Raw genomic sequence first — 26,813 nt, 5'->3', positions numbered from 1 at the left:
GCAACCGCATCTGCCGTCCCCTCCTGCGGGTCGTCGTCACCCGCGGCGCCTGGCGGTCCGACGTCCAGGTCGTGCCCGCCTGGGAGTGGCAGCCGCCCTTTTGACCTTCTCGGCACGGTGCTGTTCGCCCTGTTCCCCGGCTTGATCAGCATCGTCTCGTTGGCCTCATGAGCGCCGCGACCGACCGAGAGGACCGCGCATGCGCCTCATGACCCTGTTGCTCGCCGCGTGGGCGGCCCTCGCCGCCCGGGTGCGCGGCGACGATCCCGAGCGGGGCGACGTCCCGGGCTGGGTGATGATCACCGTGATGACGGCGGCGCTGGTGCTGGCCATCCTCATCCCGTTCCGCGAGGCGATCGTGACCGCGGTGCAGAACGCGCTGGACTCCGTCACGAGCGGTGGCTGACCAGCCGCCCGCCGGGGACGACGAGCGGGGCAGCGCCGTCGTCGAGTTCGTGCTGGTTGCCGTCCTGATCGTGGTGCTGCTGCTGGCGGTGCTGCAGGTCGCGGTCTACGTGCACGTGCGCAACGTGGTCACCGCCAGTGCGCAGGAGGGCGCCCGGTACGCGGCCAACGCCGACGTCCCGGTGTCGGCCGGCGGCGTCCGGACGGCGGAGATCGTGGCGGCGGCGACGTCGGAGCGGACCGCTGCCGGCCTCACCTGCTCGGCGGCCCAGGAGGTCGACCCCACCGGGCTGACGCTGGTCGTCGTGCGGTGCACCGGCGCCGTCCCCACGCTGCTGGCCGGGCTCGGCGACCTGCTCCCGCTCGACGTCACCGGGCGCGCGGTGCGGGAGGGCGCGTGAACTGGCTGCGGGGCCGCCTCGGCATGACCGAGGACGGCGAGCGCGGCGCGGCGCTGGTCGAGTTCGTGTTCGTCGCGCTCGTGGTGTTCGTGCCGCTGGTCTACCTGGTCGCCGGGTTCTCGTCGGTGCAGCGCGGGGTCTTCGCCGCGACGGCCGCGGCGCGCGAGGCCGGCCGGGCGCTCGGCACCGCGCCCGATCTCCCCACCGGGCTGGCGCGCGCCGAACGGGCGGTCGAACTGGCGGTGGCCGACCAGTCGGTCGAGGCGACCGACGTCCGGCTGGCCTACGCACCGCGCGGCTCGGGCTGCGCCGCGGCGGGGAGCTACACGCCGACGCTGACGCCGGGGGAGGAGTTCACCGTCTGCGTCACGGTGACCGTCCGGATCCCGCTGCTGCCGGAGTTCGTCGACGCCAACACCGCGACCGGGCAGTTCGTCGTCGAGCGCGACCGCTACGTCGACGGCTGACCGGGTCGAGCGTGTGCGCCCAGGCCGCAGAGTCGGGCCCTTCCCACGGCCTGAGCGCACACGCCGTGGGCGGCGAGGTGCTCGCGGCCGGTCAGGAGACGAAGAACTCCTCCATGACCGTGACCTCGCCGCGCTCGACCGTGAACCGGTAGAAGCCCGACCCGTTGTTCTGCTCCGACCAGGCGCCCAGCGCGGCCAGGTCGGGCACCGGCACCGTCGTCCAGGCGTAGGGGTCGAAGGCGCGGAGCGAGGCGCCGGCGGCCACCGGCAGCACGCGCACCAGGTCGTTGTCGTTGCGCCAGTAGTAGGTGCTGCACGCGGCGACGGAGACGTCGGGGGACCAGTTGCCGTCCTCCCTGCAGGCAGCCTCCGCGGCGGGCCCGTCGAACCACTGCACGACGTCGACCAGCACCTCGTCCTCGCCCAGGTCGGCCAGTTCGGCCACGTACTCGCCGTCGGCCAGCGGCTCGCGGCCGAACGGCTGCGTGGTGGCGGCCTCCAGTCGCTCGGCCAGGACGAAGCCGCTCCCCGTCCAGGAGTAGGTGGCCCTCGCCCAGCTCCCCGGGCAGCACATGGGGTCGGCGTCGGTCCGGCTCGGCCCCTCGAGGGTCAGCGCGCGGTCGCCGGTGGTCACCGTCGCGCCGAGGAACGAGACGTCGTCCGGCAGCACGCCGATGACCTCGGGCGGCCCGGCGGTGGCCTGCAGGACCACCAGCACGTCGGCCATGGACGACGTCGGCACCGGGCAGTTGACCAGGACCAGCACCTCGTCGACGCCGTCGCCGGTGACGTCCCCGGACGACGTCCGCACCGTCGCGGCGTCCCATCCCTCCGGGCCCACGTAGCCGCCCTCGGTGTACTCCTCGCGGGTCATGCAGCCGGCGGCGGGGTAGCTGAGGAGCTTCCAGTCGGCGTCGGCCGGGAAGGCCGGCGCGGCGGTCTCCGGCTCGACGACGGCCGCGGCGCCGGTCCGCTCCGCGGTCTTCGGCGTCCCGGCCTGCGCCGAGCCGGACGGTGCGGCGTCCCCCTGGTCGGCGCACGCGCTGAGCAGCGCGCACACGGCGAGGGCGGTGGCGACCAGCGTGCCGCGGGACGGGCGGGAGTGCATCGAGTCCTCCGGAGGAGCACCCGGCGCGCGGCGCCGGGATCGGTTCTTCCGGAACCGTCTCGACCGGATCCGCCCGGAGCTTGATCGCCTCGCGTCGCCTCCGCCCCCATCGGGTGGACCGGGCGGAGAGCATCGGGCCCCCCGGCCGGAGCCGGGGGGCCCGAGGTCGGGCGGCTGTGCGGTGCGGCGGCGCCGCCCCAGGACGACGAGTCCGGCGCCGGCGAGGAGCAGCACCTCGGCCGGCCAGCAGGGGGAGCGGCTCGGCGCCGATGGGGCGAGCCCCACCTCGTGAGGGAACTCGAGAGGCCTCCGAACGGCCGTCGCGTCAGTGGTGGGGGAGGGTCAGCGGGCGGAGGACTCGAACTCGACGGTCACCTCGTCGACGCCCAGCGACGCGGCCAGCGTGGTGAGCAGCTCCCGCGTGCCGTCCTCGGCGCGCTCGAGCAGGTCGCTGGACCCGGCGGCGGACTCCAGCTCCTCCTCGGCCAGCGAGTAGAGCTCGCTCTCGTCGGTCGGGTCGTCGCCCAGGGCGTCGCCGACCCGCTCGACCAGCCCGCGGTCGCGGTCGAGCACGCGGCTCTCGTCGGGGTCGATCCGGGCCTCGCTCAGCTGCGGGGCGGGCAGCGTGATCGTGGCCGCCGTCCCGTCGTCGGACAGCTCCACCGACTCCGGGCCCAGGTCGGCGAAGTCGACGTAGGCGTCCACCGTGCCGGTGGCGAGGAACTGCACGCGCTCGCCGCTGATCACCGACGGCACCCACGGGGTGTCGGACTCGACGTCGACGACGACCTGGAAGCTGCCCGTGGCCGCGTGGTACTCGTCGAGGTCCGACAGCTGCACCAGCAGCGGCGTGGTGGTCCGGTCGACGGTCTCCTGCGCGAAGGGGTTGCTCCAGTCGAGGGAGCCGACGGCGACCACGCCGAGGGCGACCACGCCGGCACCCACGCCGGCCTTGACGAGCCCGCGGCGGCTGCGGCGGAGCGGGCTGAACCGGGACAGCTCGGGCATGCGCAAGGACTCCTCGCGTCGCAGGGGGGATCCCCCGGGCAGCGGCCTCGCGGGGGTGCCCCCTACAGCGCTCGAGTGACGGGCCTCATTCCCGGCCGGCGACGGATTCCTCCGCGGCAGGGGTCAGGGCACGTAGATGCCGGCCAGCGCGGTGACCTCGCCGCTGGCCACGGTCAGCCGCACGTAGGCGTGCTCACCGGGCGCGGACACCGCCGGGGTGCCGGCCAGCTCCGCGGCCGAGGCCACCTCGACGCTGTCACCGGTCCACGGGTCGACGTAGGACGCCGCGGCGCCGGCCCGCAGCGGCAGCGCGCTGACGGCGTCGTCGACGTCGCGCGCGTAGTACGCCGAGCACTGCTCCCAGCCGTTGTCGGCCACGCCGTCGGCGGCGCAGGCCGCGGCCGCGTCGGCGCCCTCGAACCACTCGACCAGGTCCACGTACACGGTGCCGTCGGTGACGGCGCGCACGAACCCGACGTGCTCGCCGTCGGGCAGGTCGGCGGCCACGACCGGGAGGGTGGTCGGCACCGCGACCTGCTCGGCGAGCACGAACGCCGAGCCGCTCCAGGAGTAGGTGACCGAGGCCCAGTGGCCCGGGCAGCAGGTGGGGTCGGCGCCCGCGGCGGCCGGCCCGGCGACGGTCAGCGACCGGCCCTGCGCGCTGACGCTCGCGCCCTGGAAGGCGATGCCCTCGCCGAGCACGCCGAGGGTCGCGGGCTCGCCCCGGCTGACGTCGAGCACGACGACACCCTCGCCCGGCTCCGAGGCCGCGCTCGGGCAGGCGGCGACGACGAGCACCTCCGCCGTCCCGTCCCCGGTGAGGTCGGCGGTCGAGGTGGTGACGGCCAGCGCGTCCCAGTCCGCGGCGGGGAGCCCGTCGGCGACCCACTCGTCGCGGGACGCGCAGCCCGCCGCCCCGTAGGCCAGCGCCTTCCAGTCCAGCGCCAGGTCCGGGGTCCCGGCGTCCGGGGCCTGGGCCTGCCCGCCGACGGCGCACCCGCCCAGCACGGCACCGCCGGCCAGCAGGAGCGCGGGGAGTCGCAGAGCGCGGCGGGTGGGCATCGGGCTGCTCCGGGAGTCGGGGCGGGCACGCGCCCGCACTCCCTGCATCGGCCTGCGACCGGTGGGGCTTGAGTGGTGGACGTGACGGATGTGACGACCTCCGTTCGTCAGGAGTCCACCGGTCCGTCGCGCGAGATCTTGTCGCGTGAGGTGTGGTAGCGAGACCGGGGGGTACGGGCGCGCCATCACCCACCCGCGCCCTCAGCCCCGGGTCGCCTGCATGCCGTCATGGAGTCCGCATGCGCCGTACGTCCCGCCTCCTCCTGCTGCCGGTCGTCGCCCTGGGCGCCGTCCTCCTCAGCGCCTCCCCGGCCGCCGCCGCGCCGTCCGACCAGGACGTCACGTGGATGCAGTCGGCCCACCAGAGCAACCTCACCGAGATCGCCGCCGGCCAGGCCGCCCAGCAGTCGGCGACCGACCAGCGCGTCCGCGACCTCGGTCAGATGTTCATCGACATGCACACCCAGCTCGACCAGCAGCTGACCCAGGCCGCGCAGCAGCTCGGCGTCCAGCTCCCGGCCGAGCCGAGTGCCACCCAGCAGCAACAGCTCGCGGCGGTGCAGCAGAACACCGGCCAGGCGTTCGACCGGGCCTGGGTCTCCCAGCAGCTGGCCTCCCACCAGTCCACGCTGGCGGCCGGCCAGCGCGAGCTGCAGAACGGCTCGGACCCGACCGTCCTGCAGCTGGCGCAGGCGAGCGCGCCGGTGGTGCAGCAGCACTACGACGAGCTCCGCGCCCTCGCGGCCGAGTACGGGCTGCCGACCTCGGTCGACGCCGGCAGCGGCGGCCAGGCCGCCGACGACCGCATGGAGACGCTGGGCTGGGGCATCGCCGGCGTCGGCGGGCTCTCCCTGCTGGCCGGGACGGTCGTCCTGGTCAACCGCCGCCGGACCTCCGCGGCGTGAGGTCCCCGCGCGTCCGGCACCCCGGGGTGCTGGTCGTCGCGGGAGCCGTGCTCGTCGGCTCGGGACTCGTGCTCGCCGGCACCGGGTCCCGAGCCGACGCCCCGGACTTCGGCACCCCCGTCGCGGCCGCCACCACCCCGGCCGAGGCCGGGCCGCCGGTCGACCCGCAGCCGGTGCCCGATCCGCCCCCGCCGCCGCCCGCTCCGGCGGTCCCCGCCGTGCCGGTGACGGTCACCCTGCCGGCGAGCGCGGACGCCGTCCCGCTCGTCCCGGTCGGCGTCCTGCCCGGCGGCGGGCTGGCCCTGCCCGAGCGGCCCACGGTGCTCGGCTGGTACGCCGCCGGCGCCACACCGGGCGGCGCCGCCGGGACGGCGGTCGTGGCCGGTCACGTCGACTCCGCGGAGTTCGGCGCCGGCCCGCTGGAGGGCCTGCTGGACCTGGCGATGGGGGACCCGGTCACCGTCACCGACGAGGCCGGCGGCACGCACCACTACGTCGTCTCGGCCCGGACGTCGTACGACAAGTCGGCGCTGCCCCCGGAGCTGTTCCGCACCGACGGGCCGCCGCAGCTGGCCCTGGTCACCTGTGGCGGGGAGTTCGACGAACGCACCGGCTCCTACGCCGACAACGTCGTCGTGCTCGCCGTCCCCGCGCCCGGCGGCTGACCCGGCGACACGCCGGGACGCAGCCGTGCGGACACGCCGCTGCCGGCGCATGGGCCGCGCCCCGGCGCGGTAAGGCGGCCCGGCATGACGGTTCCCGACGACTGGCGGGCCACCCTCGACGGCCTGCCCCTGGAGGCCCGCCTCAAGGCGCTGCTCTCCTACGAACTCGCCTCCGACCGCGCCGCCGGGCAGCCGGTCGAGGTCGCCTCCGCCGCGCTGCGGGCGGTCGCCGCGGCCGAGGGCCTGGACGACCACCAGCCGTGGATCGACGCCGCCGCCCGTCGGATCAGCGCCGGCCTCCGCACCTGGTGACCCGGCCGCTCAGCGCGCCCGCCACCGCCGGGGCAGCAGCGGCCGCAGCACCTCCGCGGCGGCCCAGGTGACCACCGTGGTGGCGGCCGTCGCGAGGAAGACGCCGCCCATCTCCCCGGTCGCGCCCGCCGCCACCTGCACCGTCGTGTAGGCCACGGCGCCCACGAGGTTCGACGCGACCAGCGCCGCCCGCCAGCCCAGGCCCGGGCGCACGAGCCGCCACACCGCGAGGTCGGCGACCTGGGCCGCGGCGAACGCGGCGGGCCCGGCCAGCGACGCGCCCGACCCCTGCTCGGCCAGCACGAGCGCGCCGGCCACCACCCCGGCCGCCACCCAGGGCAGCCCGCCGGCGCGGTCCAGGCCGTCGCGCACGCCGAGCGCCAGGCCCAGCAGCACCTCGCTGGCCAGCGCGGTGAGCCCGAACCCCACCGCGATGCCGGCGGGGTAGCCGGCGTCGGCGCGGTCCATGGCCGCCACCAGCGCGACGAAGGCGACGGCCAGCAGCACGGCCAGCACGGACCGCCGCCGGCCGGGCGCCGGGGGCGGCGCGTACCCGGCCGGAGCCGCGTACGGCCCCGGCCGCTGCGGTGCCGGCCCGTACGGCCCCGGGGACGGCGGGGCGTACCGCACCGGACCCGCGGCGACGGGCGCCGGCCCGCGCGCGGGCGCCGCCCCAGCCGGGACCGGCCGGACCCGGGCCACCGGCGGTGGGGCCGGCCGCAGCAGCGGGGTCGGCGAGCGCGGGGCCGGAGCCGGGCGGGCGGCCGGCGGGGCCGCAGCGGGCGGGGTGGCAGCCGGCGGTACGGCGACGGGCGGGGTGGCGGCCGGCGGGGCGGCGACGGGCGGGGTGGCGGCCGGCGGGGCGGCGACGGGCGGCACGACCGTCCGGGTGCCCGCCGGCGCCGGGCCGGAGGAGGCCACCGCCCGCCGCGCCTCGGCGACCAGCCGCCCCGCCGTCGGCGTGCGCCGGACCGGGTCCTTGGCGAGCGCCCGCCGCAGCACGGCGTCCAGCGCCGGGGGGACGTCGGACCGTCGCGCCCACAGCGGCGGGGGCTCGGTGTGCAGGTGTGCGTGGTAGGCGGCCGGCAGCCCGGTGCTCGGGAACGCCCGCATGCCGGTCAGGCACTCGTAGAGCACGCAGGCCAGCGAGTAGACGTCCACCCGGGGGTCGACGTCCCGCCCGGTCACGAACCGCTCCGGCGCCATGTACTCGTAGGAGCCGATCGCCGTCCCGGTCTGGGTGATCCCGGCGCCGTCGGTCGAGGACCGGGCGATGCCGAAGTCGACCAGGTACACGAACGGGGCGGCCGGCGCGCCGGTGAGCAGCACGTTGGAGGGCTTCACGTCGCGGTGCACCAGCCCGTCGGCGTGCGCGGCGTCCAGTGCCTCGGCGACCTGCCCGACCACCGACAGCGCCGTCGGCAGGGGCAGCGGACCCCAGCGGGCCAGCCGGCTCGCCAGGTCCTCGCCCTCGACCAGCCGCATGTCGAGGAACAGCCGGCCGTCGATCTCGCCGTAGCGGTGGATCGGGACGACGTGCGGGCCGCGCAGCCGGGCGGTCAGCCGCGCCTCGCGCTGGAAGCGGGCGCGGTAGCCCTCGTCGGCGGCCAGGTGCGGGGAGAGCAGCTTGAGCGCGACCACCCGCTCGTGCTCGGTGTCCCAGGCGCGGTGCACCTCGCCCATGCCGCCGCGGCCCAGCGGGCCGAGGAGCCGGTAGGGACCGAAGGTCTCTCCGTGCACCCCGCCCCCCGGTCTCGCCGCCCAGGGCCCGAGCGTCCCACAGCGAGCTGTCAGCGGGGGAGCGCGCCGACCTCGCGCGCCAGGGCCGCGCCGCGCTGCAGCAGGGTGGCGACGTCGCCGGCCTCGAGCGGCCGCCAGCGCAGGATCCAGACCGCGAACACCCCGTCGCGCACGGCGTAGCGCATCGGATCGGTCGGCGAGTCCACGGCCACGCCGCCGGGCGGGGTCGGCGCGGCCTCGCCGGCGGGCAGCAGCAGCGCCGTCCGCCCGCTGTTGCGCTCGGCGACCGGTGCCTCGGTGTGCAGGGCCAGCCGCGCGGTCGGCGGGAGGCCGGGCAGCGCTCCGCGCAGCACGGCGAACGCGGTGCCGGGCACCGGGTTGGTCGGCAGCGCCGCGGCGTAGGCCCGCGGGTCCTCGGCGGCCAGGCCGTACGCCGCCCCCAGGTGCCCGATCGCCGCCTGCAGGGTGGGCGGCACCCAGGGTGCGGAAGCGTCGGCGGCCGGCGCCGGCAGCGGCTCGGCGACCGCCTGCGGGCGGTGGAACGGCCGGCAGGCGGCGGCCAGCGCGTCGCCGGCCTCCCGGGCCCACAGCAGCATCTGGTCCAGCTCGGGCACGGTGGAGACGTAGCTGCTGCGCAGCAGCCGCAGGGTGCCGAAGCGGTACTCCAGCTCGAAGAAGGGCAGTCCGGCCCCGGCCCGCAGGACGGCGGCCAGCGGCCCGGTCACCAGGCGCTCGGCGAAGCCCTCCGGCAGCCCGCTCCCGCCGAGCAGCGTCAGCCCCGGCAGCCCGTACGGCTCGAGCTTCGTCTCGGCCTTCGACGGCCACAGGCCCAGCGACCGGTTGGTGATGCGGAAGGAGGGCAGCACCGCGGCCTCGGGCACCAGCGCGGCCGACCCGGTGCAGGGCAGCCCGATGAACAGGTCGTCGGCCTCGGTGTGGTTCACGAACCGGCGCGGCGCGTTCCACAGCCGGCTCATCGGCGGGGCGATCTTCACGAACCAGAAGCTGTGGTTGCCGGCCGGTTCGTCGTCGGCGCCCAGCGGCCAGGCGTAGCGCCAGTGCCACAGGCAGCAGTCCCGGTCGCCGACCGCGCCGCGGACGACGTTGAACTGCAGCTCGGGCTCCAGCGGCAGCGCCGCGAGGTAGCCGCTGGCGTTGGCGCTGCCCACGTACTGCAGCCCGCGGGAGGCGGCGTAGGGGGTCAGGTCGACCGCGGGGTGGCCGCGCTTGGCGTCGTGCCGGTCGCCGGGGACGAAGGAGGCGCGGCCGGCCATGCGGGCGGCGACCGGCGGGACGGTGGCGGTCACGGTGGTCACCGCCGGGCGCCGGCGAGCGAGCCGGTCGTGGTCGGCGCGGTCGGGTCGGTGGCCAGGCAGACGACCGCGTGGTCGCCGGCGCCCTCCCAGCTGCCCTGCGTGGGGAGCAGGGGCTGGTACAGCAGCACCGACGAGGCGTAGTCGATGCCGGCGAAGCCGTAGAAGGCGCCCAGGCACAGGCCGTCACCGGCGGCGGCAACCGCTGCCTCGCCCGGCCACGGCGTGGCGGGCAGGTCGGTGACCTCGTAGACCTCGTGGGTGTGCGGCTCGCTGCACGGCACCACGCTCACCTCGCCGACCGTGCCGGCGGCGACGCCGGTCAGGCACTGGCCCTCGGCGAGGGTGAGGACGTCGGTGCCCTCGCCGGGAGCGGCACCGCCGGGGACCGTGGCGCCGGGGAGGGCCGCGTCGACCTGCTCCTGCACGTCGTCGGTCACCTCGGTGACGGTCTCGGCGACCGTCTGCGCGATGTCGGCGGAGGCGTCGGAGGTGCGGTAGAGGTTCCAGCCGATGTACCCGGCCCCGAAGAGGACGGCGCCGGCGAGGCCCAGGCTGCCGACCTTGACCGACGCACCGCGCCCGCCGCCGCGCGGCGCCGGGACCGCGCCCAGGGGGGCGGCGGGCGGGGTGTACGGCGGCAGCTCCACCGACGACGACCAGGCCGGGGCGCCGAACGGGGTGCCGGACGGGCCGGCGGTGCGGTCGTCCTGGCTGACGATGCCGGGGGTGGGAGTGCTGGTCATGGTCGGGTCTCTCCGTCGTGTTCGTGCTGGTGGGGACGGGGAGAACGCTAGGAACGGCGGGCTCCGGCGAGCACCGTGCCGACTACGGGGAACGGGCCCCCGTACTACGGGGATCGGCCGCCCCCGTACCCCCGGGGACCGGGGTGGGGACGGCGTCAGGACGCCGTGGCGAGGACGTCGCGCAGCTCGGTCCGGCTGGAGACGCCGAGCTTGCCGAAGGCCGACTGGAGGTAGCTCTCCACCGTCCGCACGGACAGGTGCAGCTCGCGGGCGATCTCGGCGTTGCTGAGCCGGGCCGCGGCCCGGGAGGCGACGTCCCGCTCGCGCGGCGTCAGGTCCCCGGCCGGTGCGGGCCGACCCGGTGCCCGGCCGCCGCCGGCGGCCCGCCGGACCGCGGTGAGCACCCGCTGGGCGGCCCGCGCCTGCTCGCGCCCGGCGCCCGGCAGGCCCGTCACCGAGCCGGCGGCGTCGGCGGCCGGACCGGGCCAGCCCAGCGCGAGCAGCGCCTCGGCCGCCCGCAGCAGCGCCGCCGGGTCGCCCGTGGCCAGGCCGGTGGCGTGGTCGGCGACGGCGGCGGCCAGCGGGCCCGGCTGGGGGAGCGGGGTGCCGGCGACCAGTTCCACCGCCTCGGCCGACCCGAGCCGGGCGGCGCTCCACAGCACCTGGACGCCGTCGGCGAGCCGGCCCGACGCCAGCTCCGCCGCCCCCAGGGCGACCAGCTCCGCCACGCCGCCGTCCCCGAGCAGCGCGCCGGCCTCGAGCAGGCAGGCGCGCGCGGTGACCGCGGCCGCGTGCGGGGCGTACCGCTCGGCGCCGTGCTCGGCGAGGTGCGCGCGGGCGGTCGCGGCGTCGCCGGTGCGGGCCGCGCACAGGGCCAGCCCGGCCAGCGCCGCGCCGGTGCTGACCAGCGGGTCGCGCCGGCGGGCCTGTCCCAGCGCCGAGAGCAGGTGCGCCTGCGCCGGGCCGGTGCGGCCGGCGCGGGCGAGCAGCAGCCCCTGCACCGCCTCCACCGCGCCGCCGAGCACCAGTGCCTCCGGCCCGGCGCCGACCGGGGCGGTCGACAGCAGCGCCATCGCGTCGTCGACCCGGCCCAGGCCGGCCAGCGCGCGGGCCAGCGCCAGCGCGGCGCCGGTGCGCTGCTCGGCGTCGAGGGCGGGGTCGGGGAGCACGGCCGCCGCCGCGGCGATCACCGGCTCGGCCTCGCGCTGGCGGCCCACCGCGACGAGGACGTCGGCCAGCAGCGCGGAGGCGACCAGCCACGCCCCGACGTCCCGGGCGCGGAGGAGGTCCGTCGGCAGAACGCCCGCGGGACCCCTCCGCGGGGGCCCGGCGGCGTGCAGGGCGGTCAGCGGCTCGACGAGCTCCCCGGCGTCGCCGCGGGCGTGCCGCAGCGCCAGCTCCGCACCGGCCAGCGCGGCGGCCGGGCCCGCGGGCAGCGCGGCGCGGACGTCGGCCAGCAGCGCCAGGCCGCGGTCGGCGCCCCCGGCGACCCACACCAGCGAGGCGGCGGCCTCGGCGGCCAGCAGGGCCCGGGTGGCCGGCTCCGGCTCGCCCTCCAGCGCGGCCGCGGCGACCTGGGCGGCGTGCCCGGCCAGCCCCATCCGGCGCAGGGACTGGGCGCGCACGGCGGCCGCCTCCCCGGCGTGCGCCTCGCCGGTCACCGCCCCGGCCAGCCGCAGCGCGAGCTCCGCGTCGAACAGGGCGCCGGCCGCGCGGGCGGCGCGGACGGCGACCGCGGGGTCGAGCTGGGCGCCGCTGTCCAGCGTCCACAGGGCGTAGGACAGCAGCTGGCGCGACGAGCCGCCGGTGAGGTCGGCGCCGGCGGCCAGCACCTGCTCGCGCAGCGCCCGGCGGCGGGTGAAGGGCACGCCGCGCCGGACCACGTCGGCCACCAGCCGGTTGGCGATCCGCGCCGACGGCTCCGGCTCGCCGTCGACGACGACCACGCCCGAGCGCTCCAGCCGCTCGAAGGCCGCGGCGTCCACCAGCGACAGCAGCACGCCCAGCGGCAGCCGGTCGGTCAGCGCGACCAGCTCCAGGCCCTCCCGCTCGGCCGCCGACCAGCGGCCCAGCCGGGTGCCGATCAGCTGGGCGAGCCGGCCGTCGGCCGGGCGGTGCCCGCCGGTCAGCGCCCACACGCCCTCGGTGCGCACCAGGCCGCCGGAGCCCAGCGCGTCCTCGACCAGGTAGCGCAGCAGCAGCGGGTTGCCCTCGCTGAGGTCGGCGAGGTGGCGCAGGGTCGCTGCGGCGACCGGCCCGTCGAGGTGGCCGGTGACGAGCTCGCCGGACTCCCGCTCCGTCAGCGGTGGCACCGGGACGGCGGCGAGCACGTCGTCGCGCCACAGCTCGCCGAAGGCGGCCGGCATGTCGACCAGGTCGACCGCGGTCACCGCCAGCACGGCGGCACCGGACTCGGCCAGCCCGGCCAGCACGTGCGCCGAGAGCGGGTCGACCAGCGCGCTGTTGTCGACCAGCACCACGGGCCGGCCGTCGCCTGGTGCCGCGCGCAGCAGCCGGCCCAGCGCCCGGCTGACGGCCAGCGGGCTCTCCGGTGCGTCGTCGTCCAGGTCGGTGAGGTGCGCGTGCAGCGCGCCGTAGGGGACCTCCGCGAGCAGCGCGGAGCCGCGCACGCTCAGGGCCGGCGGGGAGCCGGCCAGCGCCTGGCCCAGCAGCGTGGTCTTGCCGATGCCCGGCTCCCCGGAGACCACGACGCCGGCGCCGGCCGGGGCCCGCAGCCGGGCGGCGACGGCCCCGACCAGCGCGGGCCGGGCCAGCACCGGCCACTGGAGCTCGCTCACGCCGACACCACCTGCGCGCGCAGGGCGTCGACCCGCGCACCCACCTCGGCCAGCCGGTCGGGCGGGGTGCCGAGCTCGCGCAGCGTGGCGAGCAGGTGGTCGCGGACCCGGTCGAAGGCGGCGTCGTCGATCGCCAGCCCGGCGTGCGCCCGCTGCAGCTCCCGGCCCCGGTAGCGCGCCGCCGTCCCCAGCGCATCGGGGCCGCCGAGCACGACGGTGAGGAAGTCGCGCTGGTGCCGGCGCAGCGCCGGGACGTCGACGCCGTCGAACCAGGGCGCGACCGAGGGGTCGGCGACCACCCGGTCGTAGAGGATCGTCACGGCGACGTCCAGGGCGGGGGCGCCGCCGACGGCCTCGTACAGCCGATCGTCGCCCACGCCGCCCTCGCCGTCGCCGTCGCACCGCGCCCGCACCCGGCCCCCGCCCGCGGACGGTGCCGGAGCGTAGTGGCCCGGAGGCGCGGGCGGACAGTTCCGGTGACCATCGCGGTGTGCTGCGCCGGCTGCTCCGGACGGCGCTGGCGCTCGTCCTCGTGTGTGCTGTCGTCGTGGGTCTGCTGTGGGCGGTGCAGCGCCGGCTCGTCTACCTGCCCGACGACGGTCCGGTGCCGCCCGCCGCCGACGTCGTCCCGGGCGGCCGCGACGTCGAGCTCACCACCGCCGACGGGCTCCGGCTCGGTGCCTGGTTCGTGCCGGGGGCCGGACCGGACGCTCCCGCCGTCCTCGTCGCCGCGGGCAACGGCGGGAACCGTGGGCACCGCGCGCCGCTGGCCCGCGCCCTCGCCGCCGCCGGGCTGTCCGTCCTGCTCTTCGACTACCGCGGCTACGGCGGCAACCCGGGCAGCCCGAGCGAGGAGGGGCTGGCGCTCGACGTGCGTGCGGCGCGCACGTGGCTGACCGAGGAGGCCGGCGTCCCGCAGGAGCGGCTGGTGTACCTCGGCGAGAGCCTCGGCTGCGGGGTCGTCACCGGGCTCGCGGTGGAGCACCCGCCGGCCGGGCTGGTCCTGCGTTCCCCGTTCACGGACCTGGCGGCCGTGGGCAGCGAGCACTACCCGTTCCTGCCGGTGCGGCTGCTGCTGCGCGACCGCTACCCGGTCGCCGAGCACGTGGCCCGCCTCGAGGTGCCGACGACCGTGGTGCTCGGCACCGCCGACACGATCGTGCCGCCGGCGCAGAGCCGCGCCGTGGCCGCGGCGGCCGGCCGGCTGCACGCCCTGGTCGAGGTGCGGGGGGCCGGGCACAACGACGCCGTGCTGATGGACGGGCGCGAGTTCGTCGCGGCGGTGACCGACCTGGTGTCGCACACGGTGGGCGGCTGAGCCTCCGGGTCACCCGGTCAGGTGGTCCCGCGGACCCGCCCGCGCGGGGCTCCCGGGTTCGCCGGGCGGGCCGGTCCGGGCCGTCCATACGATCGCCGACATGGCCCGTGACCTCGACGTCCAGCTCCTGGAGGCGGTCTCGGTCCGCCGGGGGCGGCTGCGCGAGTCGCTGCTGTGGGGCCGCGAGCGCCGCCGGCTGGCCACCGTGAACGGCGTCCGCCAGTTCCTCGCCGGCTTGGTGCTCGCCGCCGTCGTCTGCGCCGGCTGCGTGGGGTGCAGCTTCCTGCAGGAGGCCCTCGCCGACCGCGAGGCGAGCACCTCGGGGACCACCTCGGGGACCACCGCGGGGGCGTCGCAGCGGTGAGCGTCCGGACCACGCGGATCACCCTCGCCGGGTCCCGCCGCCGGGTCGACCTCGCGCTCGACGCGACGGCCGCGGTCGGGCTGCTGGTGCCCGACGCGCTGCGGGTGCTCGACGAGCCGCCCGGCACCGCGCCCGACGCGTTCGTGCTCACGCTGCCCGACGGCCGGGCCCTGGACCCGCAGGAGTCGCTCGCCGCGGCCGAGGTGCGCGACGGCACGACCGTGCTGGTCAGCCGCCGCGGCGAGGCGGTGGGCGCGGCCATCGTGCACGACCTGGTCGAGGTGGTGGCCGACGACGTCGGCTCCCGGCCCGGCCGCTGGCGGCCCGCCGCCCGCCGGTGGACGGCGACCGCGCTCCTCGCCGCCGCGGCGCTGGCCGCCGTCCTCGTGCTCGACGACGGCGAGGGCACGGCGCCCGCCGCCGCCTGCGCCGCCGTCGTCGCGCTGCTCGGGCTGGTCGGCCGGTGGCCGGCGCTGCGGCCGCTGGGCACCGGTCTGGTGCTCGCCGGGGGCGTGGGGCTGCTGGCCACCGTGCCGCGGCTGGCCGGCGACCTCCTGCTGCGCGCCGCGCTGGCCGCGGCCGTCGTCGCCGTCACCGGCCTGCTGCTCGCGCTGCTGCACCGGGTGCTGCGCGCCGCGCTGCTGGGCGCCGGGGTGCTGGTCGCGCTCGCCGGCGGCTGGGCCGGGCTCACCGCGCTGGGCGCCACCGACGTCGAGGCCGGGGCCACCGCGGCGGCGGTCGCGCTGCTCGTGCTCGGCGTGCTCCCGCAGGTGGCGGTGCAGCTCTCCGGGCTGGCCCGGCTCGACGACCGCGTGGTCGACGGCGCCGAGGTGCCGCCGGTCCAGGCCGCCGGGGTGCTCGACACCGCCCACCGCGGACTGGTCACCGGCGGGGTCGCCGCCGCCGCGGTGCTCGCCGCCGGCGCCGCGACCGCCGCCCGCGGGCCGGTGTGGGGCGTCGTCCTCGCCGGGCTGCTCGGGGTCGCCGTGCTGCTGCGCGCCCGCACCTTCCCGCTCACCGCCTCGCGGCTGGCCTGCCTGGCCGCGGGAGGCGTGGTGGCCGGCGCGCTGCTGCTGCGCTGGCTCGACGAGGGAGCCGAGCCGGCCCTGGTCGCCGGCGTGCTGCTGCTCGGCGCCGCGGTGCCGGCCGCACTGGCGCTCGCGGTCACCCCGCCCGGGCACGTCGCCGCCCGCGCGCGGGTCGTCGCCGACCGGGTCGAGCAGGTCGTCGTGGTGGCCACGGTGCCGGTGCTCGTCGGGCTGTACGGCGTCTACGGCCGGCTGCTGGAGGTCTTCGGGTGACCGCGGACCAGACCATCGGCGCGCTCGGCGCGCCGCCGCGGGTGCCCGACCGGCCGCCGGTGCGCGCCACCGACCTGCTGGCCGGCGTGCCCGCCGGCGACCGGCCGCTGGCCCGGGTGACGGGCGCGCTGCGCGGCCTGGTCACCGCCAGCCGCGACGCCGCCGCGCTGGAGGCCCGCGAGCGGGCGGTGGTCGCACCGGTGCCCGCCGGGCGGCGGATCGTCGTCGCCGCGGCCAAGGACGGCGGCGGCCGGACCACCGTCACCGCGCTGCTCGCCTCGGCCTACGCCGCCCGCCGCGCCGACGCCGTGCTCGCCGTCGACGCCCACCACGTGCACGCCTCCCTGGCCTGGCGGCTGGGCCTGGCCACCGCCCCGCGCCAGGTGCAGCTCGACGAGTACCTGCTCGGCCGCGGCGGGCGTGACCTCGCCGGGGTGGACGACGTGCTGCCCCGCACCCGCACCGGGCTGCGGCTGCTCGCCGACGTCCGCGGCGGCCCGCCCGAGCGCCCGCGCGACCTCGCCCGCACGCTGAGCCGGCTGTTCGCCGTCACGCTGCTGGACACCGGACCGGGCTTCGACTCCCCGTGGACCGACGTCCTGCTGGCCGACGCGCACGGCATCGTGCTCGTCGCCGAGGCCACGCCCGAGGGGGTCGAGCGCGCGGTGCTGGCGCTGGAGCAGCTGGAGCGCGCGGCGGGGGAGGCCGGGCTGGCCCGCACTACCGTCGTCCTCAACGAGACCGTGGCCGGCAGCCGGCTCCGGCACGGACCGGCGCGGCGGCTGCTGGCCGAGCGGGGCGAGCACGGCGTGCCGGTGCTGGCGCTCGGCCACGACCGGCACCTGGCCGCCGGCGGGCCGGTCGACCTGCGCCGGGTCGCCCGCCGCACCGTCGAGCAGGCGCTGGAGACCGCCGGCGTCGCCCTGTCCCGCTCGCTGGGCACGGGCGGCGGGGAGGGGCAGGCCGACCGGTGACCACCGTCGCCGTCCACCGCCCCGCGCGCACCGTCGTCCCCCCGGCGCCGCTGCCGACGCTGCAGGTGGAGAGCCCGCCCAACCTGCCCGAGGGGTCGGGCGGACCGGGGCTGCAGACGCTGCTGCCGATGGCCGGCGTCGGCGCCTCGATGACGGTCATGCTGGTGTTCCGCGGCAGCTCCTTCGCCGCGATCGGCGCGATCGTGCTGGTCGCCTCGCTGCTCGGCGCGCTGGTGTTCACGCTGTCCAGCCGCGGCAAGGCCACCCGCGAGCGGCGCCGGCTGCGCGGCCTGTACCTGGACTACCTGGAGCGGCTGCGCGACCGGGCGGCCGACGAGGAGCGCGCGTGGCGGGCCGCGGCGCTGCTGGCCGCGCCGGCGCCGGACACGCTGGTCGACCTCGTCCGGTTCCGCGGCCGGCTGTGGGAGCGGCGCGGCGCCGACCCCGACTTCCTCGCGCTGCGGGTGGGCACCGGCACGCTGCCGGTCCGCCAGGTCGCCGTGGCCGACTCCGGCACCGCCGTCAGCCCCGCCGACCCGTTCATGCTCGCCGAGGCGCGCACCCTGCGCCGCCGCTTCGGCCGGCTGCCCGGCGCGCCGGTCACCGTGCCCCTGGACCGCGCCGGCGACGTGTCGGTCGTCGGCGACCGGGACGACGTCGACGCGCTCGCCCGCTTGGTCGTCGGCCAGGCCGCGGCGCTGCACCCGCCCGACGACGTCCGCATCGCCGTGGTCACCGACCGCCCCGAGGCGTGGGCGTGGGTGCGCTGGCTGCCGCACGCCGTCGTCCCGGGGCCGATCGGGCGCGGCGGCCCCCAGGCGCTGGTCGCCCCCACCCCGGCGGGCCTCGCCGCCCTGCTCGCCGACTTCCTCGCCACCCAGGCCCGGGCCGCGGCGTCGGCGGCCCGCCGCGGCGGCGGCCGCGCGGAGTCGGCCACCCGGCCGCGGTTCCTCGTGGTCGCCGACGGCTGGGGCGCGCCCGCCCGGCCGCTGCCGCTGCCGGACCCGGCGCTGACGCTGGCCGACCTCGGCGGCACCGTGCTGCACCTGTGCCGCGACCGGCTCGACGAGCCCGGCGAGGTCGGCGTGCGGGTGACCGTCGACGGCACCGCGGTGACCGTCGAGGCGCCCGTGCCCGGGCCGGAGGTGTCCGGCACCCTCGACCGCTGGACCGCCGCCGAGGCCGAGGGGCTGGCCCGCGCGCTCAGCCCGGCCCGCCTCTCGCCGGACTCCTACGACGACGGCACCGGCAGCGCCCCGGCCGACTTCCCGTCGCTGCTCGGCCTCGACCCGCACGCGCCGCTGGACCTCCCGCAGCGGTGGGCGCCGCGCGGCGAGCGGGACTTCCTGCGCGTGCCGATCGGCGTCGACCTCGCCGGCCGCGCGGTGCGGCTGGACCTCAAGGAGTCCTCGCAGCTGGGCATGGGCCCGCACGGCATGTGCGTCGGCGCGATCGGCTCGGGCAAGAGCGAGCTGCTGCGCACGCTGGTGCTCGGCCTGGTGCTCACCCACCCGCCGGAGGACCTCGCCGTCGTCCTCATCGACTACAAGGGCGGCGCCGCGTTCAGCCCGTTCGCCGGCCTGCCGCACCTGGCCGGGCTGATCACCAACCTCCTGGCCGACGAGGCGCTGATCGAGCGCGCCTACGCCAGCCTCGACGGCGAGGTGCGCCGCCGGCAGGAGCTGCTGGCCGCCGTCGGCGCCGTCGACATCACCGAGTACGGGCTGCGCCGGGACGCCGACCCGGCCCTGGAGCCGCTGCCGCACCTGCTCGTGGTCGTCGACGAGTTCGCCGAGCTGATCACCGCCAAGCCCGACTTCGCCGAGCTGTTCCTGCGGATCGGGCGGATCGGCCGCTCCATCGGGGTGCACCTGCTGCTGTCCAGCCAGCGGGTCGAGTCGGGCAAGCTGCGCGGCCTGGACACCTACCTGTCCTACCGGCTGGGCCTGCGCACCTTCTCCGAGCTGGAGAGCCGCACGGTCATCGACACCCCCGACGCCTTCCACCTGCCCGCCGTGCCCGGGTCGGGCTGGCTCAAGGTCGACGTCAGCGTCTACACGCAGTTCAAGACCGCCTACGTCTCCGGCCCGCTGGACGACGCCGGCGGGCCCGCCGACGAGCCCACCGCCCGGCCGGGGACGCCGGTGCAGCCGCTCGGCCTGTTCGGCGCGTTGCCGGCCGCCGAGGACGAGGCCGCGGTGCGGGTGGCGACGCCGCGCGTGGTGGGCCCGACCCTGCTCGGCTCGCTGGTCGCCCAGGTCGCCGCGTCGGGCGCGCCGCGGGTCCGCGACATCTGGCTGCCGCCGCTGCCCGCGGTGCTCGGCCTGGCCGACGCCGCCGGCGGCTGGCGGGTCACGGCCGAGGGCGTGCGGCTCGACCGGCCGGCGCACCCGGACCGGCTGCTGGTGCCGATCGGCCGGCTCGACGACCCGGTGCGGCAGTGGCAGGACACCTGGGAGGTCGACCTCGACGACGGCGCCGGCCACCTGCTGGTGCTCGGCGGCCCCCGCTCGGGCACCTCCAGCGCGCTGGCCACGGTGGTGCTCGGCCTGGCCACCACCCGCTCCCCGGACGACGTCGCCGTCTACGGCATCGACCTCGACGGCGGGGCGCTGCGGCCGCTGGCGGCGCTGCCGCACGTCGGGTCGGTCGCCGGACGGGAGGACCCGGAGCTGGTCCGCCGCACGATCGAGGAGCTCGGCGAGGTCGTCGCCGCCCGCGAGACGCTGTTCCGCGACCGTGGCTGGACCGGCCCGGCCGACCTGCGGGCCGCGCGCGCGGCCGGCGGGCGGGGGCTGCCGCCCGCGGACGTCGTCCTGGTCGTGGACGGGTGGGCGGCGCTGATGACGGCGTTCGAGCCGCTGGCCGACCAGGTCGGGGAGCTGCTCACCCGCGGCGGGCGGGTCGGCCTGCACGTGGTGGCGAGCGCCCGCCGCTGGAACGAGGTGCGGATGCGCATGCAGCCGGCCTTCACCGCGCGGGTGGAGCTGCGGCTGGCCGAGCCCGCCGAGTCCAGCATCGAGGCCCGGGCCGCCCGGGCCCTGCCGCAGCGCACGCCCGGCCGCGGCCTGACCACCGACTCGCTGGTCGGGCAGGTGGCGCTGCCCGCTCTGGTCGTGCCGCCCCGCGGCGAGGACGGGCTGGAGGAGGCCTGCCGGCTGGTCGCCGGGACCTGGACCGGAGCCGCCGTGCCGCCGGTGCGGGTGCTGCCCCGGGTCCTCGGCGCCGCCGATCTCCTCGGCGACGCGACCCCCTGGCGGGTGCCGCTGGGCCGGGCCGAGCGCGACCACGCGCCCGTGGTCTGGGACCTCGAGGGCGCCGAGCCGCACCTGCTGGTGCTCGGCGACAGCGGCAGCGGCAAGACCAACCTGGCGCGGCTGGCGGCCGGCGCGCTCGCGGCCCGCCACGGGGAGGACGACGTCGTCTTCGCCGTGTACGACCCCCGGCGCGGGCTGCGCGGCGCCGTCCCGGACGAGCTGGAGGGCGGCTACGCCGACACCGTCGGCCGGGCCGCCGAGCTCACCGCTGCGATCTGCACCGAGCTGGCCCGGCGCAGCGACGCCCCCGACGGACCGGCACCGCGGATCGTCGTGGTCGTCGACGACTACGACGTCCTGGCCGCCAGCAGCACCCCGCCGCTGGACGCCTTCCGCCCCTACCTGGCCTCCGCGCGGGACCTGCGGCTGTCGTTCCTGCTCACCCGCCGGGTCATGGGCGCCGCCCGCGGCCTGTACGAGCCGCTGGTCAGCGGGCTGCGCGAGTCGGGCGCGGCGCTGCTGCTGATGAGCGGCGACCCCTCGGAGGGCCAGCTGCTGCCGGGGCTGCGGCCGCGCACGCTGCCGCCGGGCCGCGGCCGCCTGGTCCGCCCGGGCGTGCCGGAGGTGGTCGTGCAGACGGCGCTGGCCGCGGAGCTGCCGTGAGCGCCGACGCCGTCGCCGTCCTCGCCGCCGTCCCCGACGAGGCGCGGGTCGTGGCCGCGCTCGCGCACGCCGTCCCCGCCCTGTCGGTGGAGCAGGACGGCGACGGCGCGCTGCACCTGTCCGGCGGCGACGGCCGGTACTGGTTCACCGTCGACGCGCCGGTGCTGGTCCGGGTCGAGGGCGAGGCCGACCGGCTGCTCGGCAGCGGGCCACCGGTGCCCTGCCCGGGGTGGTGGGTCGAGGTGCGCGCCGACCCGCGGGTGCCCGGCGCCCCGGAGGCCGCCCGCGAGTTCGCCCGCGCCCTGGCGCAGCTGGGGGAGGGGACGCTGTGGGCGAGCCGCTGACCGCCCTCGGCGACGGCGCGACCGACCGCAGCGTGCTGGTGGAGACCCGGCGCCGCGTCGCGGGGCTGTCGCCGGCGCTGCTGCGCGCCCTGGACGAGGCGCGCGCCGGCCGCCGCGAACTGGTGCTGCTCAGCGCGGTCGACACCCGCGTCACCCACCCGCTGGCGGTGCTGCTGCGCGAGCCGGGCACCCGCTGGGTGGTGCGGGACGCGCAGCGCGCCTCCGACGGGATCACCGGCGCCGAGCTGGTCTGGGACGGCGCCGCGTTCACCCCGACCGGCGCGCCGCCGCCCCTGGTGCCGCCCGGCCCGGCCGGCCCAGGTGCCCTGGAGGTGGCGGTCGAGGCGCTCTCGCCGGCCACCCGCGACCTCCGGCTCGGCGCGACGACCGAGGCCCTGGCCGCCGCGCTCGGCGTCCCGCTCGCCGGCTGGGGCCCCGCCGAGCCGGTGACCCGGCCGTGGTCGGCGGCCGAGGTGACCGCCGGCGTGCGGCGCCGCATGCCCCGGCCGTCGTCGGTCGTCGTGGTGGGCGGCGGACGGCTGACCGGCCTGCTCGCCGTCTCCCGGGTGCGCACCGGCGTGCTCGAGCGGCTGTCGGCCCTGGCCCCGCTGCCCGCCGGTCCGGACGACGCTGCCCTGACCGCCTCCGCCGCCGCCCTCGCCCGCGCCGGTGCCCGCTCGGCGCTGTTCTCGTGGCAGCCGGGCAGCGACGGGACCCGCTCCGGACGTCTCCAGCCGGTGCCCGTGCCGCTCGGCGCGATGGTCACGGAGAGTTCCGGCGCGCCGGGGGTGCTCCGGCGGGCGGGAGGCCTGGAGCTGACCCCGCTCGAGGGGACCGCGGACGGCGTCTGGGCCCGGTTCGGCGCCCTCGCGCACCGTGACCTGGCACGTTTCACCGCTGCGCTCGCGGGGGAGGGCAGATCGGGACCGGACGAAACCGCTCCGTGACCGCACCTGGACACGCCTTGGCTCGTTGCGCACCGTGGGGACGAGCCCGCACCACCGCCGTCGACACGGAAGGCAGCTCGCGATGAAGTTCGACATGGGCAGCACCACGCTGCAGACGCTCACCCAGCAGACCCAGGGGTCCAGCGACGACCTCGGCACCCTGATCCAGCGCCTGATCGCGGCCGCGGCCCCCCTCGAGGGCTCGTTCAACGGCGCCGGCCGCGCCGCCTTCGACTCCTTCAAGGCGCGCGCCGACCAGATCACCGCCGACCTCAACTCGGCCCTGGGCGCGATCCTCGGCGGCCAGTCCGGCATGAACACCGCCTTCACCCAGGGCGACACCGAGATGTCCGACAACGCCACGGCCACCATGGGGTCGGCCGACTTCGACGCCGCGCGCTTCGCGGGCACCCGCTGACGAGGAGGACGACCATGCCGAGCACCGACCGCCTCAGCTACGACACCGGCACCTCCCAGCAGGTGCAGGGCGACCTCCAGGCCGTCGTCGGCCAGCTGGAGGCCCTCATCGGACAGCGCGACACCGCCGTCGCCGCCGCGATGAGCGACTTCCAGGCCGACGGGGTCAGCGACGAGTACGCCGTCGTCGAGCAGCGCTGGCACCGCGCCGCCACCGAGGTCCGCCAGATCATCGACCTGGTGAAGACCACGATGGTGCAGAACGACGAGTCCGCCACCAGCGCCAACACCCGGGCCCGCGCCGCCGTCCAGGCCATCGGCTGACCCCGGCTGACCGTGCCCGGGCCGCGTGCGGCCCGGGGGAGGAGGAGCTGTGACCAGCTGGGACATCGACCCTGCCGGCGTGCAGGGGGTCCTCGCACGCACCACCGACGTCGCGGCCGGCTTCGACCCGGCGCTGCAGTCGATGTCGTCGGCGATCGAGGGAGCGGCCACCGCCGGCGCGTCCGGCCCGGTCGCCTCGGCGCTCAGCGGTTTCGCGACCGCGCTGTCGGCCGACGTCGAGTTCGTCTACGGCCGCACCAGCTCGGCGGTGCAGGGCTGCGTGGGTGCGGTGAACGCCTACTCGGCCGGCGACCTCGAGATGGCCGCGACCGCGCAGGCCAACGCCACCGCCGCGCCCGGTGGCCAGTTCGGCGGCACCGGTGGCGGCCCGGGCGGGGTGCAGCCGCGGTGATCGACCCGAGCGGCATCCCGCAGTACGAGGGCGAGCCCGAGCAGGTCCTGGCCCACGCCGAGGCCATGGCGTCGGCCGCCGGCACTTTCGCGAGCACCGGCCAGGACGTGCACAGCACCTGGCAGGGGCTGGCCGGCGTGTACACGGCACCCGAGGCCGGGCAGCTGTTCGCCGCCACGCAGCCGGTCGCCGACCGGGCCACCGGCGTCGCCGACGAGGTCGGCCTCGTCTCCGCCGCGCTCACCGTCTTCGCCGAGACGATGGCGCCGATCAAGACGCGCCTGGAGGAGATCCGCACCGAGGCGCAGACCATGGTGGAGGCCGCCGAGGCCGACGACGAGTGGGACGACGACGGCGACAACATCGACGCCCACAACGCGCTGATGAGCGAGGTCGGCCGGCTGGTCGCCGAGTGGCAGGCCGCCGAGCGGGAGTGCGCCAACGCGATCAACGCCGCCTTCGGCAGCTCCTTCCGCTACGTCGCCGACAACGGCGACGAGACCGTCGACGTGAACGAGTACGGCTACGACGCCGAGACGTTCGAGACGGCGGTCGACGAGGAGGTCGAGCTCCCCTGGGGCACCGTCGAGCACGAGGACCCGGGCTCCTGGGGCAACGTGGGCGGCTTCTTCCAGGGCGTCTTCGTCGACGGCGTCTGGGGCGACATCCGCGGGCTGGGCACCCTCGTCGGTGTCGACGGCGGGGACGCCGCCGCGGAGGCGTGGGGCAACCTCGGCGTCCTGGCCAGCAGCCTGACCACGCCGGGCATCGTCTACGGCATGGCCGACCCCGAGTACGGGCAGCGGCAGCTCGACCTGTGGGGCGCGCTGGGCAGCTCGATGGTCGCCAGCGACACGTGGGACGAGAACGGCGGGCGCGCCTTCGGCCAGGTGCTGTGGAACTTCGGCTCGCTGGCCATCGGCGGCGTCGGCGCGGTCGGCAAGGCCGGCAAGCTCGGCAAGCTGGGCACCCTGGCCGCGGCCGGCCGGATCACGGTCTCGCGGCTGTTCGAGACCGCCGTCCGCACCCCGGTCAGCGACCTCGCCGCGCGGATCGGCAGCCACCTGTCCGAGCTGTCGGCGCGGGTCGACGTCCCGACCCGCAGCGACGTCCACCTGGACCTGCCCGACGCTCCGGACGCCCCGCGCGTCGACGTCCCGGACGCCGGCCGTCCCGATCTGCCGGACGCCGGCCGTCCCGATCTGCCGGACGCCGGCCGTCCCGATCTGCCGGACGCCGGCGGCGGGGACCTCCCCGGAGGGACGGCGACCCCGGATGCGCCGGGCACCCCGGACGGGGCCACGACCCCCGACGGCGGCACGGCCCCGGACGCGCCGGACGGGTCCGCACCCGACGCGCCCACCGGCGGGGCCGACCCGGCGAACCCGCCGCTGGACCCGACCCCCGCCGGCCAGCCGCGGCCGTCGTGGGAGACCTTCCCCGACACCTCCGACGCGGTGAGCAGGGTCGACGCCGAGCACCCGCCGCTGGACGTCAGCGACCTCGACCCGGTCGAGCGCGGGCAGCTGGGAGAGGCGCTGACCCGCGCCGACCTCGAGGCGCAGGGCTTCGAGATCGTCGCCGAGCAGCGGCAGATCTGGGTGCCGAACTCCGACGCCTACTTCGTGCCGGACTTCATCGCCCGCGACCCCGCCGGCAACGTCGTCCTCGTCGAGTCGAAGTTCGGCAGCGGCGCGGGGTACACCCCCAACCAGGTCGACGGGTACGGCGACCTGGCCGGCGGGCAGATGCCCCTCGTGCCGCGCGCGAGCGACTTCGCCGCGTCCCTCCGCGGGCCCGACGGGTCGCTGCCGACCGTCGACCGGGTGGTCACCTACCGCTGGAACACCGACCTGGTGCCCGACGAGGGCCTGCTCACCCGCGCCTACGAGGACCTGGGCTGGTGACCCCGCCGGAGCCGGTGAAGGTCCGCAAGCCACCGCCGCGCACCGGGGCGGTGGGCCGCGACCTGCGGCGGCTGGTCGAGGAGCGGCTCGCCGCCGAGCTGTCCTCGCGGGGCTGGCGGCAGGGCCGGCGGAAGGGCACCTGGACCACGGACGCCGGGATGGAGCCGCCGCTCGTCGCCCGGCTGACCGTCGACGTCGACACGATGCGCGCCCAGGTCGTGCGCGTCGCCGCCGCCGTCGCGGTGGTCGTACCGGAGGTCGAGGAGCTCCTCTCCGGCGCCCCCGACGCCTCGCTCACCCGGTTCCAGGTCAGCTATCCCGACCACGGCCACCCGCTCGCCCGGGCAGACCTCGGCGAGGTCGACGGCGTGGCGCGGCAGCGGCCGCTGGACTGGCAGGCGCGGGACGAGTCCCAGCTCGGCCAGGCCGTGACCGGGTTCCTCGACCACCTCGACGGCCCCGTGCGGCGGTGGCTGGACGAGCGGGCCGGCGTCGCCGCGCTGCTCGGGGCCGCCGACGCGGACGGGTCCGGCGGCGCCGGGGAGCGGACGCGGGCCGCCGCGGCGCTGGAGGCGCTGCGGGGGGACCCGGCGGCCGCGCGCGCCCGGCTGGCCCGCTACCGCGAGCGGCCCGACTCCGGCGACGGCGCCGAGCAGGTCGACGCCTTCACCGCGTGGCTGGAGCCGGCGGTCGCCGGTCGCGGCGCCGGCGGCTGACCCCGGCGCTGCGAGGATGACGGCGTGACCGTCAGCGACCCCCGGACCATCGACGCCGTCGCCCGCTCCGCCGACGGTCTGCTCGTGCTCGCCGTGACCGAGGACCGGCCCTACACCGCCGCCGACACCGACCGGCTGGCCGAGGAGCTGCGGGTCAAGCTCAACGGGTACGTCTACGCGCTGCGGTCCGGCCAGGTGCCCGAGCGCCGGGACGGCGAGCCGGCCGCCGTCGTCCTCTCGGCGATCACCGAGCCGCCGGCCGCGGTGCGGGAGGTCCTCGAGGCGGCCGGCCAGGTGCTGGCCGCCGACGGGGTCACCGTCACCTGGCGGCTGCTGACCCCGCCCGGGCGCGAGCCGACCGACGTCCTGCGCGACATCGCCGCGGCGCTGATCGCCGCGGTGCCGGACTCCACCGCGCGCATCCGCTACCGCGCCACCGCGGTCGGGCCGGTGCGCCGCGACGGGTTCCACGCCGTGACCGGCGGCGGCAACGCGGTCAACGTGCCGGTCCCCGGCGCCGTCCGCGACGCCGTGGAGGAGCTCAAGCAGGTCATGTGGACCCCGGAGAAGGGCACCTGGCTCGAGGTCGACCTGGTCCTCGACCGGGCCGACGGCCGGCTGGAGCCCGGCTTCAACTACGGCCTCGAGCCGGCGGGGGAGCCGCTGACCCGCGACGTCCTGGTCGCCGAGCTGCGCAGCTTCCCCCGGCCGCCGGAGGCGGTCCCGGCCTGGATGGCCGAGCGGATCGGCTGAGCCGGATCGGCTGAGGCGGATCGGCTGAGGCGGATCGGCTGAGGCGGATCGGCTGGGTGGAGGGGGGGGGGGGGGGGGGGGGGGGGGGGGCGGGGGGGGGGGGGGGGGGGGGGGGGGGGGGGGGGCGGGGGGGGGGCGGGGGGGGGGGGGGGGGGGGGGGGGGGCCGGGGGGGGGGGGGGGCGGGC

General features: G+C 78.1%; 27 protein-coding genes. 19 read left to right on the top strand and 8 right to left on the bottom strand.

Annotated features, from left to right (window positions below; all coding sequences use genetic code 11):
* Positions 1 to 199 precede the first annotated feature (199 nt).
* Genes ACI8AX_RS21940 through ACI8AX_RS21930 form a run of 3 tightly spaced genes read left to right on the top strand, consistent with a single transcriptional unit; the run spans position 200 to position 1,273 of the window.
* Positions 200 to 406, top strand: a complete 207-nt coding sequence (locus tag ACI8AX_RS21940; protein WP_456551991.1) for a hypothetical protein — start codon at positions 200 to 202, stop codon at positions 404 to 406.
* Positions 399 to 806: a TadE/TadG family type IV pilus assembly protein gene (locus tag ACI8AX_RS21935; RefSeq protein WP_456551990.1), complete on the top strand. Its 408-nt coding sequence runs from the start codon at positions 399 to 401 to the stop codon at positions 804 to 806. Before ACI8AX_RS21940 ends, ACI8AX_RS21935 begins: the two co-directional genes overlap by 8 nt.
* A complete protein-coding gene (locus tag ACI8AX_RS21930; RefSeq protein ID WP_456551989.1) occupies positions 803 to 1,273 on the top strand; it encodes a hypothetical protein in 471 nt (156 codons plus the stop codon). Before ACI8AX_RS21935 ends, ACI8AX_RS21930 begins: the two co-directional genes overlap by 4 nt.
* A 91-nt stretch (positions 1,274 to 1,364) precedes the next feature.
* On the opposite strand, the gene ACI8AX_RS21925 is transcribed toward ACI8AX_RS21930, so the two are convergent.
* The 3 genes from ACI8AX_RS21925 to ACI8AX_RS21915 form a co-directional block, all read right to left on the bottom strand.
* Positions 1,365 to 2,381 (bottom strand): hypothetical protein, encoded by a 1,017-nt coding sequence (locus ACI8AX_RS21925; protein WP_456551988.1) that lies wholly within the window; start codon positions 2,379 to 2,381, stop codon positions 1,365 to 1,367.
* Between the two features lie 342 nt (positions 2,382 to 2,723).
* Entirely contained in the window at positions 2,724 to 3,389 is a 666-nt protein-coding gene (locus tag ACI8AX_RS21920) for a DUF4230 domain-containing protein (RefSeq protein WP_456551987.1), read from the bottom strand.
* Between the two features lie 123 nt (positions 3,390 to 3,512).
* The gene (locus tag ACI8AX_RS21915; protein ID WP_456551986.1) at positions 3,513 to 4,451 is read right to left on the bottom strand and encodes a hypothetical protein; all 939 of its coding nucleotides are present in this window, start codon (positions 4,449 to 4,451) and stop codon (positions 3,513 to 3,515) included.
* A 239-nt stretch (positions 4,452 to 4,690) separates the two neighbouring features.
* On the opposite strand from ACI8AX_RS21915, the gene ACI8AX_RS21910 reads away from it, so the two are divergent.
* The 3 genes from ACI8AX_RS21910 (at position 4,691) to ACI8AX_RS21900 (ending at position 6,333) form a co-directional block, all read left to right on the top strand.
* The gene (locus ACI8AX_RS21910) at positions 4,691 to 5,356 is read left to right on the top strand and encodes a DUF4142 domain-containing protein (RefSeq protein WP_456551985.1); all 666 of its coding nucleotides are present in this window, start codon (positions 4,691 to 4,693) and stop codon (positions 5,354 to 5,356) included.
* Positions 5,353 to 6,021 (top strand): class F sortase, encoded by a 669-nt coding sequence (locus ACI8AX_RS21905; RefSeq protein WP_456551984.1) that lies wholly within the window; start codon positions 5,353 to 5,355, stop codon positions 6,019 to 6,021. The genes ACI8AX_RS21910 and ACI8AX_RS21905 overlap by 4 nt, the downstream gene beginning before the upstream one ends.
* 84 nt (positions 6,022 to 6,105) lie before the next feature.
* Entirely contained in the window at positions 6,106 to 6,333 is a 228-nt protein-coding gene (locus tag ACI8AX_RS21900; protein WP_456551983.1) for a hypothetical protein, read from the top strand.
* 9 nt (positions 6,334 to 6,342) lie between these two features.
* Here ACI8AX_RS21900 and ACI8AX_RS21895 read toward each other — a convergent pair whose 3' ends face one another.
* From ACI8AX_RS21895 to ACI8AX_RS21875, 5 genes are all read right to left on the bottom strand, one after another.
* The gene (locus tag ACI8AX_RS21895) at positions 6,343 to 8,073 is read right to left on the bottom strand and encodes a protein kinase domain-containing protein (RefSeq protein ID WP_456551982.1); all 1,731 of its coding nucleotides are present in this window, start codon (positions 8,071 to 8,073) and stop codon (positions 6,343 to 6,345) included.
* Between the two features lie 50 nt (positions 8,074 to 8,123).
* Positions 8,124 to 9,380, bottom strand: coding sequence for a hypothetical protein (locus tag ACI8AX_RS21890; RefSeq protein ID WP_456551981.1), 1,257 nt, complete (start codon positions 9,378 to 9,380; stop codon positions 8,124 to 8,126).
* 5 nt (positions 9,381 to 9,385) lie between these two features.
* On the bottom strand, positions 9,386 to 10,132 hold the full coding sequence (locus ACI8AX_RS21885; protein ID WP_456551980.1) for a septum formation family protein: 747 nt from the start codon (positions 10,130 to 10,132) through the stop codon (positions 9,386 to 9,388).
* 155 nt (positions 10,133 to 10,287) lie between these two features.
* Positions 10,288 to 12,930, bottom strand: a complete 2,643-nt coding sequence (locus ACI8AX_RS21880) for a LuxR C-terminal-related transcriptional regulator (protein WP_456551979.1) — start codon at positions 12,928 to 12,930, stop codon at positions 10,288 to 10,290.
* The gene (locus tag ACI8AX_RS21875) at positions 12,927 to 13,307 is read right to left on the bottom strand and encodes a group I truncated hemoglobin (RefSeq protein WP_456551978.1); all 381 of its coding nucleotides are present in this window, start codon (positions 13,305 to 13,307) and stop codon (positions 12,927 to 12,929) included. The genes ACI8AX_RS21880 and ACI8AX_RS21875 overlap by 4 nt, the downstream gene beginning before the upstream one ends.
* A gap of 113 nt (positions 13,308 to 13,420) precedes the next feature.
* Between ACI8AX_RS21875 and ACI8AX_RS21870 the strand changes: the two genes are divergently transcribed.
* From ACI8AX_RS21870 to ACI8AX_RS21810, 13 genes are all read left to right on the top strand, one after another.
* On the top strand, positions 13,421 to 14,248 hold the full coding sequence (locus tag ACI8AX_RS21870; RefSeq protein ID WP_456551977.1) for an alpha/beta hydrolase: 828 nt from the start codon (positions 13,421 to 13,423) through the stop codon (positions 14,246 to 14,248).
* A gap of 100 nt (positions 14,249 to 14,348) precedes the next feature.
* Positions 14,349 to 14,612 (top strand): hypothetical protein, encoded by a 264-nt coding sequence (locus tag ACI8AX_RS21865; protein ID WP_456551976.1) that lies wholly within the window; start codon positions 14,349 to 14,351, stop codon positions 14,610 to 14,612.
* Positions 14,609 to 15,913, top strand: coding sequence for an EsaB/YukD family protein (locus ACI8AX_RS21860; RefSeq protein ID WP_456551975.1), 1,305 nt, complete (start codon positions 14,609 to 14,611; stop codon positions 15,911 to 15,913). Before ACI8AX_RS21865 ends, ACI8AX_RS21860 begins: the two co-directional genes overlap by 4 nt.
* Positions 15,910 to 16,887: a MinD/ParA family ATP-binding protein gene (locus tag ACI8AX_RS21855; RefSeq protein ID WP_456551974.1), complete on the top strand. Its 978-nt coding sequence runs from the start codon at positions 15,910 to 15,912 to the stop codon at positions 16,885 to 16,887. Before ACI8AX_RS21860 ends, ACI8AX_RS21855 begins: the two co-directional genes overlap by 4 nt.
* Positions 16,884 to 20,807 carry a type VII secretion protein EccCa gene (gene eccCa, locus ACI8AX_RS21850; protein ID WP_456551973.1) on the top strand — a complete coding sequence of 1,308 codons (3,924 nt, stop codon included), beginning with the start codon at positions 16,884 to 16,886 and terminating at the stop codon, positions 20,805 to 20,807. Before ACI8AX_RS21855 ends, eccCa begins: the two co-directional genes overlap by 4 nt.
* Complete coding sequence (locus ACI8AX_RS21845) at positions 20,804 to 21,151, top strand: hypothetical protein (RefSeq protein WP_456551972.1); 348 nt, start codon at positions 20,804 to 20,806, stop codon at positions 21,149 to 21,151. The genes eccCa and ACI8AX_RS21845 overlap by 4 nt, the downstream gene beginning before the upstream one ends.
* A complete protein-coding gene (locus ACI8AX_RS21840) occupies positions 21,136 to 22,098 on the top strand; it encodes a DUF6177 family protein (protein ID WP_456551971.1) in 963 nt (320 codons plus the stop codon). The genes ACI8AX_RS21845 and ACI8AX_RS21840 overlap by 16 nt, the downstream gene beginning before the upstream one ends.
* 82 nt (positions 22,099 to 22,180) lie before the next feature.
* On the top strand, positions 22,181 to 22,516 hold the full coding sequence (locus ACI8AX_RS21835; protein WP_456551970.1) for a hypothetical protein: 336 nt from the start codon (positions 22,181 to 22,183) through the stop codon (positions 22,514 to 22,516).
* Positions 22,517 to 22,530: 14 nt separating this feature from the next.
* Entirely contained in the window at positions 22,531 to 22,839 is a 309-nt protein-coding gene (locus ACI8AX_RS21830; protein ID WP_456551969.1) for a pore-forming ESAT-6 family protein, read from the top strand.
* A gap of 49 nt (positions 22,840 to 22,888) precedes the next feature.
* Positions 22,889 to 23,251 (top strand): DUF6507 family protein, encoded by a 363-nt coding sequence (locus ACI8AX_RS21825; RefSeq protein WP_456551968.1) that lies wholly within the window; start codon positions 22,889 to 22,891, stop codon positions 23,249 to 23,251.
* The gene (locus ACI8AX_RS21820) at positions 23,248 to 25,158 is read left to right on the top strand and encodes a hypothetical protein (RefSeq protein WP_456551967.1); all 1,911 of its coding nucleotides are present in this window, start codon (positions 23,248 to 23,250) and stop codon (positions 25,156 to 25,158) included. The genes ACI8AX_RS21825 and ACI8AX_RS21820 overlap by 4 nt, the downstream gene beginning before the upstream one ends.
* A complete protein-coding gene (locus ACI8AX_RS21815; RefSeq protein ID WP_456551966.1) occupies positions 25,155 to 25,874 on the top strand; it encodes a hypothetical protein in 720 nt (239 codons plus the stop codon). Before ACI8AX_RS21820 ends, ACI8AX_RS21815 begins: the two co-directional genes overlap by 4 nt.
* A gap of 24 nt (positions 25,875 to 25,898) precedes the next feature.
* The gene (locus ACI8AX_RS21810) at positions 25,899 to 26,627 is read left to right on the top strand and encodes a hypothetical protein (RefSeq protein WP_456551965.1); all 729 of its coding nucleotides are present in this window, start codon (positions 25,899 to 25,901) and stop codon (positions 26,625 to 26,627) included.
* The last annotated feature ends 186 nt before the right edge of the window (positions 26,628 to 26,813 follow it).

It is taken from the genome of Blastococcus sp. SYSU D00813 (genome assembly GCF_054050735.1).
The sequence above is the reverse complement of the archived record's forward strand: the minus strand, read 5'-3'. Positions and strand labels throughout refer to the sequence as shown.